10 protein-coding genes are annotated in these 7978 nt (G+C 32.4%); 9 read left to right on the top strand and 1 reads right to left on the bottom strand.

The window, feature by feature from the left end; genetic code table 11:
• Nucleotides 1–102: 102 nt before the first annotated feature.
• From BFA01S_RS10690 to BFA01S_RS10700, 3 genes are all read left to right on the top strand, one after another.
• Nucleotides 103–285, top strand: coding sequence for a PspC domain-containing protein (locus BFA01S_RS10690; RefSeq protein ID WP_066229696.1), 183 nt, complete (start codon nucleotides 103–105; stop codon nucleotides 283–285).
• A gap of 129 nt (nucleotides 286–414) precedes the next feature.
• Nucleotides 415–906 carry a hypothetical protein gene (locus BFA01S_RS10695; RefSeq protein WP_169800464.1) on the top strand — a complete coding sequence of 164 codons (492 nt, stop codon included), beginning with the start codon at nucleotides 415–417 and terminating at the stop codon, nucleotides 904–906.
• A gap of 449 nt (nucleotides 907–1355) precedes the next feature.
• Nucleotides 1356–2258, top strand: a complete 903-nt coding sequence (locus tag BFA01S_RS10700) for an NAD-dependent epimerase/dehydratase family protein (protein WP_066229702.1) — start codon at nucleotides 1356–1358, stop codon at nucleotides 2256–2258.
• Nucleotides 2259–2270: 12 nt separating this feature from the next.
• Here BFA01S_RS10700 and BFA01S_RS10705 read toward each other — a convergent pair whose 3' ends face one another.
• Entirely contained in the window at nucleotides 2271–2759 is a 489-nt protein-coding gene (locus tag BFA01S_RS10705; RefSeq protein WP_066229704.1) for a MarR family winged helix-turn-helix transcriptional regulator, read from the bottom strand.
• Between the two features lie 127 nt (nucleotides 2760–2886).
• Here BFA01S_RS10705 and BFA01S_RS10710 point away from each other — a divergent pair, with 127 nt between their 5' ends.
• From BFA01S_RS10710 to BFA01S_RS10735, 6 genes are all read left to right on the top strand, one after another.
• Nucleotides 2887–3999, top strand: a complete 1113-nt coding sequence (locus BFA01S_RS10710; protein ID WP_066229707.1) for an NADH:flavin oxidoreductase — start codon at nucleotides 2887–2889, stop codon at nucleotides 3997–3999.
• Between the two features lie 549 nt (nucleotides 4000–4548).
• The gene (locus tag BFA01S_RS10715) at nucleotides 4549–5034 is read left to right on the top strand and encodes a YhfM domain-containing protein (RefSeq protein ID WP_066229710.1); all 486 of its coding nucleotides are present in this window, start codon (nucleotides 4549–4551) and stop codon (nucleotides 5032–5034) included.
• Nucleotides 5035–5280: 246 nt separating this feature from the next.
• Nucleotides 5281–5994, top strand: a complete 714-nt coding sequence (locus BFA01S_RS10720) for a hypothetical protein (protein WP_066229713.1) — start codon at nucleotides 5281–5283, stop codon at nucleotides 5992–5994.
• A gap of 411 nt (nucleotides 5995–6405) precedes the next feature.
• Nucleotides 6406–6642, top strand: coding sequence for a hypothetical protein (locus BFA01S_RS10725; RefSeq protein ID WP_066229716.1), 237 nt, complete (start codon nucleotides 6406–6408; stop codon nucleotides 6640–6642).
• A 67-nt stretch (nucleotides 6643–6709) separates the two neighbouring features.
• Entirely contained in the window at nucleotides 6710–7201 is a 492-nt protein-coding gene (locus BFA01S_RS10730; protein WP_066229718.1) for a hypothetical protein, read from the top strand.
• Nucleotides 7202–7430: 229 nt separating this feature from the next.
• A complete protein-coding gene (locus BFA01S_RS10735; RefSeq protein ID WP_066229721.1) occupies nucleotides 7431–7745 on the top strand; it encodes a DUF3784 domain-containing protein in 315 nt (104 codons plus the stop codon).
• Nucleotides 7746–7978 lie beyond the last annotated feature (233 nt).

The raw sequence follows: 7978 nt of genomic DNA on the forward strand, positions 1-7978 counted from the left end.
AGAAATGCTATTTAACAAATATAATAGTTTGACAGGAATGAATTAATACCCATATATGGTACAATTTATTAAAAAGAGAATTAGATTTAAGGAGGGATTGAATTGAGTAGATTAACAAAGTCGTCAACAGATAAGGCGTTATTTGGGGTATGCGGAGGAATAGCTGAACATTTTGGTATCTCTCCTTTTGTTGTAAGACTAATATTTATTTTTACTCCTGTTTCTCTTTCTATATACTTAATTCTTGCTGTTTTGTTACCTGAAAATAACTCATCACTTTATTAATTTAGGATAGTCTTTTTACTGCCTAAAATGTGACTTATGTTAACTAGGGCAATTTTGAGATATTACAACCAAATTAAGGTTCTAAAGGTTATAATTAGAAAGTTATAGTTTAAAAATAAAATAATAAGGGTGAAAAAAATTCATATAAAATATGAGAAGTCTTATGTGAGAATATCTATAAGTATTGTAGTTATAAGTCTATTTTTAATAAATTTGTTTAAAGATGATATATGGGATTCTAATTTAAAGTTACTTAAAAATAAAATTCTTTCAGAAGAAGTACAGAATAGTGAAGTGAATTTGTCTGATTTCACTCCATTTGAATGGGATAAAGTTTACTTTTTTCCTCCTTATATGTTAAAAGAAGAGATTTATAAAACAGTAGGATATAAATGGGAGTGGATCACTGAAACAGTAAGTGAAGGAATGAATCAAATAGTTTTTATGAAAGACGATAAAGTCGTATGCTACATATATGGTTATCCAGATAACAATGGATATGGAATATTTTTAGCAAGTGATTTTAATAATGAGGTAATTGTTTTATATTCGAAAAATAATGAAATTTTTAATATCGAAAAAAAGGACGGTATTGTTTATTTAAAACAAGTAAATCACTAAAGAGATCCTTTTTTGCTGCTTGAAATGTAAATTATGTTAACTGAAAATGTATAGAAAGGTTAAACTGCTTTTTTAATAACAAAATAATAAAAAGAAGATATCTCAAAAATAATAAATAACTCAATTAGTAAGACTATTCTATATCCATCTTCTGTTAAATGACAATAAAGTTGTTTAATTCTTATTGGGGTCCTACCAACAAAACGCGGAAAACATATGCTAAGGGAATAGTATCGGGAAAACGCAGTTACAATATTAAGGAAATTTATACATAAAGAAGCCTAATTTTTCGCTTACAATACCGAAAAATTAGGCTTTAGCTATTTTGACGGAATAATCAAGATAATCATGCTTAAGTATTGACAATAAATTGGAGATGTTGAATAATGTTTACTAAGTTACTAAATTAATTAGTTACTAAATTAATTAAAATCAAAGGAGGTTTTCGAGTGAAGATATTCATTACAGGAATTACGGGGTATGTCGGATCAGTAGTAGCTCAACATTTTTTATCGCAAGGGTATCAGGTTTCGGGACTCATAAGATCACAAGAGAAAGCAGAGCAGTCGGTTAAAATGGGGATTTCCCCGATTATAGGAAATCTTGCGGATCTATGTGTGCTGGAGGAAAGTGTAAGAAAAGCTGATGGTGTCATTCATACGGCAATATCGCATACCCCGGATATGGAAAAGCTCGATGTATCTGCGGTTAAAACAATGTTAGATTGTTTAGAAGATACTGGAAAACCATTCATTTATACAAGCGGAACCTTAATCTATAACGATACCTTTCAGAATGTCGTTAATGAAGATTCGGATCTGAATCCCTTGCCTTTTTTACAATGGAAAGCGAATCAGGAACAAGAAGTGTTGGCAGCCGCTCAACGTAATATCCGTACGATCGTAATTCGTCCAACTCTAATTTACGGACGTGGAGGCGGATTAGTTCAAGCAACTATTAAAAGAACTAAGCTATCTCAATCTGCAAAATATATAAATGATGGACAAAACGCGTGGTCAACAATTGACGTTGACGATTTGGCAAACCTTTACGTATCCGCTTATTCACGGGCAAAACCTGGTTCGTTATTTAATGCAGCTTCCAGGGAGTTAATTACGACCAAAGAGCTCATGACATCTGTTGGTAAAATAGTCGGCGTAGATAAAATTGTATCGTGGAGTTATGAAGACGCGGTTAAAGCGATCGGGCCTGCTGCTTGGGGATCCAGTATTAATCAAAGAGTATCTGGATTACGAGCTGAGCAACAATTACAATGGAGACCCACTGCCAACTCAATCCTTAAAGAGATCGAAGAAGGATCTTATCAAACTAACGCTAAAATAAAACCATAGTCCGTATTCAGACTATGGTTTGACTTCATCACTATCTTGGTAAGTACTAAGGAATCTTATAGATTTAGTTAAAATACGTATGAGTTGTTGTACATCATCAGTACCTAAATGTTCGCTCAAATGATGAAAACGTTCAAACAGTTCTTTCTCTCTTGCTTCAACAAAATTATGTCCGTCTTTGGTAGCTGATACAAGAATAGAGCGTCGGTCACTGGGATCCATTGTGCGTGTAATATACCCGTTTTTTTCAAGTGATTGAATGACGTGTGTCACAGCTGCTGAGGTGATTTTCAACTGCTTACTCAGTTCGGAAACTTTGATACCATTTGTACCCGGTGGACACAGATAAGTCAGGTAAACAAGCAAATTTGATTCGCTCTGCCTTAGATCCTTTGAGGGACTGAAAACATGCCCTATACGTTTTAACTGACTAAATACGAAAGCAAGTTCTTTCGTTAAATTATCTATATTCTTATCTGGATTGTGATTGTCTGTACTCATCTAATTCAGTCCCCCATTACTTCAATATAATGATAGATTATTTACTAAATTAATTATGTTGTCAAGAAGACATGAAAAGCAATATTTAATCCTTATTACTTTCAACTAACCCATTAGGAGGCATTTTATGAATCAAAATCACTCGGTTCAATCCTTATTTCAACCTTTTTCATTAGGTAATATGACGCTATCTAACCGTATCGTCATGGCACCCATGACACGAGCATTTTCACCAGGAGGAGTACCAGGCGATGATGTTTTAAATTACTATAAACGCCGAGCAGAAAAAGGTGTAGGGCTGATTGTGACCGAGGGTACAGTGATTAATCACCCAGCTGCCTCTACAGATCCCAACGTTCCCTATTTTCATGGTGAAAATGCTTTAAAAGGATGGGCGAAAATTGTGGAGTCAGTGCATAAAGCAGGTGGTCGGATAATACCGCAGCTTTGGCATGTGGGCACTCAGCGCGGTATCGGTAAGCCACCAAACCCGGAATCCTTACCTATTGGTCCATCTGGACTAACTGCAGAAGGTTTTAAAGTAAATGAGCCTATGACAGACCGAGAAATCGAAGAAGTGATTGAAGCGTTTGCTCAGGCGGCTGCAGATGCTAAGAGGCTTGGTTTCGATGGAATTGAACTCCACGGTGCACACGGTTATTTAATTGACCAATTCTTTTGGGAGCAAACCAATAAGCGGACCGATCATTACGGTGGTAATTTTATCACTCGTACACGTTTTGCAGTTGAGATTATCCAGGCATGCCGGCGTGTCGTAGGTCCGGATTTCCCTATTATACTCCGTTATTCGCAATGGAAAAGAAGACCATTTACAGCTAAATTGGTAGAAACTCCTGAACAGCTGGATCAATTTCTATCTCCTTTAGTAGATGCTGGAGTTGATATTTTTCATTGTTCAACTCGCCGTTTCTGGGAACCAGAATTCGAAGGTTCACCTCTCAATCTTGCAGGTTGGACAAAGAAATTGACGGGTAAACCAACGATTACAGTTGGATCAATAGGCCTTGATACAGAGTTTATTAGTTTTTTTGCAGAAGGAAAAGGAGCTCAAAATGTCAATATCGATGGATTGATCGAGAGACTTGAACGAGAAGAATTCGATTTGGTAGCAGTGGGACGCGCTTTACTGGTAGATCCAGCTTGGGCAGAAAAGATAAGAAACGGCCGTGTGGAAGAATTAGTACCGTTTACAGCTGAGGCTTCGAAAATTTTATTTTAAATATCTATAACTGAAAGTAAGTAATGAAGCTTCCTTGTTGCTCACATCGGTGCTTTCTAAGCTTCATTTTATTAAAGGCTTTCTATGATCACAAACAAAAGCAAGTAACCCATGTTCTACATCGATCACTATTTTAGTTCTAAAAACAAAGACTGATTTCCCTTAGTGTAAGAGAAATCAGTTTATTAGTTTTCGTATTAGATTAGGTTTCATACAATATACATAAAAATGCATTTATGTTGTGTTTTTAAAGATGTAATTCATTAGTAAGTTCTGATTTTTTAATTACAACATGATTTATTTATAAGAATGTATTCTTAGAAATGTAATTAAAAAATATACTAATTTTCTTATTAAACAATTTTTAAGAGCCTTATTACATTTCGTATGTAGTAAGGCTTTTGTTTCTCTACATCATAATTAAACAACTTTATTATCTCTGTACAATAAAATGTGTTTTATGTTAACTAGCTTAATATATATTCCTTTATTTTCATATTTTGTTAATGTTATATTTGTTAGATATTGAGATTTTCGGAAGGGGACTATATGGAAAAGCACTTATCTAAAATTGTATTTTTAATCATTTTAACAATTGGAATATCACTGTTTATTCTTTTTAGACTAGAAAAGGAGTCCGTTAATTCCTTTGAAGAAATAGAAAGAGTAGAGCTTCCTCCTTTGAAGCCTTTAGAGTCAGAAATATTAATTAAAACGAATGAAAATGTTGAAGAACAGGAAGTTGTAATTATTGATAAGATGAATGATTACGATTCAGGAAAATTATTTTTGACAGGTAAAGAAGAAATTAAAACAATTAATGATGCAATTAATGATTCAATTAAGCAGCCGGGTGTTGTTAATATGGTGGAACCACAATATAGAATAAAATGCGGGGAAGAAGCTTATTTTCTTTGGATAGATGAGAAATCTGGAACAATTCAGAAAGAAGGAGATACTCATACAATTTATTCATTTTCTGATCAGTCAATTAAACCAATCAATGAATTAATGATAAGTAAATTTAATAAATAGTGAAGGAGGATCTTCAAGCGAAAGATCCTTTTTACTGTCGATTTAAAACAAAGATGCACCGGAATTATCTACACTTCAGTTTTTCTTATTAAAATAACAGTTCAGGTAAGTTTAATAAGCATATTTAGAATAAGTTTAAAGAGTTAGAGTTAATCTTTCAATATTTCTCGAATTGAAAATATTGATAATATTTAGTTTTAATGTATAATTTTAGAAAAAATTATATTTAGTCGGGGATGAGTGAAGGTGAAAAAGTATTTATACGTAGGGATTTTGCTTGGAACAGTTATGTTAGCAGGGTGCAAAGTGAATGAAGAAACAGAAAAACAGGTAAAGGAAGAGAAAGTAGAAATTCCAACTATTAAACAAAGAGTAGAAGATGAGCCTCTAGCTGATACTGATAAAAGCGAAGTGAAACCGAAAGCTAGTTTAAAATTAACTGAAGAACAAAAAGAAGATTATTATAAAGAATATGTCATACTCAAGGATAATATAGTTGCCAAGTATGAAGGTTTTGGAGTCGATGTAGTACCTATGAATGAATTTTTACCAGAAGATTGGGTTGAACCAGAAGAATTTGAAAAGATACTTATTGATAGAGCAAATACAAAGATTACTGTAACAAAGAGCAACGATATTTCTTCTCCTGAACTAGTAACGAAGACAGTAGATTTCCATATAGGGTCAAGTGTAAGAACTATTAGTATTTCGGGTTCTTTTAAGACACAATATAGTTCATCTGATGGCGGTATGCAATTCTTTTCAAGGATTAACTCTATTTCTTCCCAAGCAGAGAGTGAGGGTGGAGTCTGGGAACAAAAAGGGTATGATTATGACTTAATTAATGATGATCGAAGATATCTTATTACTATTGGAGGTAAATATTCAGAAAGTGGTATTTCTTCATTACATCATGTAGCAGTAGAATTTGATTGTACTAAAAATGGTGGAATTAATTGATAATGAAGGGTAATGGTCAATATGATTTTCCTATTAGTTAGTTCCTATCTACTTTCTTGAGATATAGAGTACTAGAGACTAAGAAGAACTCTCATTGAGTAGTCTTGTTTTATGTCAATGAAGGAGCAGCGTTCCTGTAATAAATGAACTGAATTTTCTTAGTAAACCATTTAAGTTTGTGAATAAATGTACTTAAACTAATCGGTGCTTTTGTTGAAGAAGGAACAAAAAATGATTAAGCTTTTTTTCAAAACATGCTCTTTTCTTTCGTTCTTTTATCAAGGTTAATAACATTGTTTCAATTAAACTTTATTTCAAAGCTCCATTTACTATGTAAAATGTCAATTATGTTAAAAATGAATAGATCTTTTTAACCATTTAAGGTTATAATTGGAATTTGGGGTGAGGATTTTGAAAAAGTATCTTATTTTTATAATTAGTTTTGTACTGTTATATGTAGTATTTCAAATATCATCTGGTTTACTTCTTACTGCTTTTTATACTCCTGATTTTTATGCATTTGAGAATGTTTCAAGTCAAAATGGAATGATCGTAGAAACTATTTCAATTCCATTACTTGCAACTTTAATTATTGCTACATTAGCTTATTTTCTCTCTCAAAAAACATTTAAAACTTCAAAACATTAAATTGAACTGTAAGTAAGCTAATTGCAGTTAACAGTACAAAAGGTGTGTTTTATAGGGGGGCGATATTTTGTATTTATACCATATGGTAATTGGTGAAAAAGATAGCGATATATATATAATTCAACAAAATGCTTTAAGTAAAGGATTAAGCCGTAGAACGGGATCAAGGTGGTATGGAAGTAGTGGTGGTGGTTTATTTCCAGAATTAACAGAGCGTTTTAGACCAGCAAATTCACCAAAATGGATTGATTTTAACATTGCCTTCGGTGCAGATTTGGAACCTTTTGAAAAACCTTGCCTTCGATTCCCTGTATTTAGTGATAAAATTTTAGTTTTTAATAGAGATATATCCACTGATTTATTTGGTTATATGGAAGATCAATATGATGGGGGTAAAGGATACTATACTGTAGGATTACCACCAATAGAAGATTTAATAGTACAGTATTGGGAAAGTATGACTACATTGGATGAGTATTTCAAACACAATCCTTATAAGGATCCTGAAATTTTAATTTTTGAAACAGTCCCTGGAAAATTAATCGAGTATATAGAGTAAATTCTTTTTTAGCTAACAAGACATTATTTATAAGATTCAATGTGTTAATAAAAAAGGCCATAAAGGTCTTTTTTTGCGGACTAAAATGAACATTATGTTAACTAGATTTATATTACATCTATATTTAATAATTTTGCTTAAATAAAAGACAATTCAAAATAATTAATGGTATGATTTTACAATATATAGACCAAATGTTGGATGGATTCTTTTAAGGGGGAGTATGTGTATGTTTTTAGGAGGAGTAATAACATGTGCTTTAGTAGGTTTTATTTCAATCTTTTTAGGATATTTGATCTGGATCAAAAAAGAACTTTCAATCATTGCTGGCTTTAATGATAAGACTTTTAAAGGAGATAGAAATAAATTAGCTAAGGCGTATGGACTTTTTGCAATATTTATTGGTATTTTAACTTTTATTCTACCTTTTGCCCTTGAATTTGATAAATCAGTTTTTGTGATAATTTATACAATTATAGTCATATTGGGAAGTATATTTGTAACGGTTTATGCTCATAAGTTAAACAACTCAAAGATCAAATGATGTAAATAAAAAAAGGCCATAAAGGCCTTTTTTGCTGCCGATAATCGCGATTTTTTAAACATGGGCTTTTCCTTTTTTAATATATGCAGGTTTAGGAAGAAAGTTGAAATTTTTAGTTTTATATAAAAACAACCTCTTTTTATTTATAGAGGTTGCCAGATTTTTTTATGGCGCTGCCATCAGTCAATAAAGTGAAACTTCCATCAGTCGGGGTTTTTTCTCATCCCCCACTT

The sequence above is a fragment of the Metabacillus fastidiosus NBRC 101226 genome, assembly GCF_001591625.1.
Lineage (GTDB): Bacteria > Bacillota > Bacilli > Bacillales > Bacillaceae > Metabacillus > Metabacillus fastidiosus.